This is a genomic window from Hoeflea sp. BAL378, assembly GCF_000759435.1.
Taxonomy (GTDB): Bacteria; Pseudomonadota; Alphaproteobacteria; order Rhizobiales; family Rhizobiaceae; genus Hoeflea.
This window is the reverse complement of record NZ_JRJG01000276.1, coordinates 1-464: the sequence shown is the minus strand read 5'-3', so window position 1 is coordinate 464 and position 464 is coordinate 1. Positions and strand designations below refer to the sequence as shown.

Here is a 464-nt window from a genome sequence, read left to right as displayed (position 1 = left end):
TCGACCAGCCGGTGGGCGGCTTCGGCAGCCGCGCCGATCTCTACGAGGGCTACGAGGCCCGTTCGGACATGCGGGTCTCACCCGACCGCGCCCGCTTCTGGCAGACCGCCTTCACGCTCAACTGGGGCATCCAGTGCGCCCAGATGGCCGACCAGTTCCTGACCGGCTCCGACAGCTCGGTCGAACGCGGTTCGATCGGCCGGCGGCGCTCGGAAACCGAACTCGACCTTCTGGCAATCCTCGATGGAGGCGACCATGCTTGACAAGCCATCCGGCGATCTCCTGGTCGACGCCGTCGCCCGGTTCCTGCGCGAGGAGCTGCTGCCGCAGCTCGACGCCACCGCCGCCTTCAAGACCCGCGTCGCCGCCAACGCGCTCGACATCGCCATCCGCGAGATGCGCAGCGGCCCCGCCATTCATGCCCAGGAAGCGCTCAGGCTCACCCGGCTGCTCGGCCAGGACGG

Annotated in this window: 1 protein-coding gene and 1 pseudogene; both read left to right on the top strand. The window is 69.6% G+C overall.

All coding sequences use genetic code 11. The features are described from left to right. Positions 1 to 263 (top strand): annotated as a pseudogene (locus LL06_RS27870) (phosphotransferase family protein); the annotation flags it as partial. After that, positions 256 to 464, top strand: a 209-nt coding sequence (locus LL06_RS26175) for a DUF6285 domain-containing protein (RefSeq protein ID WP_035534055.1), incomplete at its 3' end; no start/stop codon positions are given. The pseudogene LL06_RS27870 and the gene LL06_RS26175, both read left to right, overlap by 8 nt.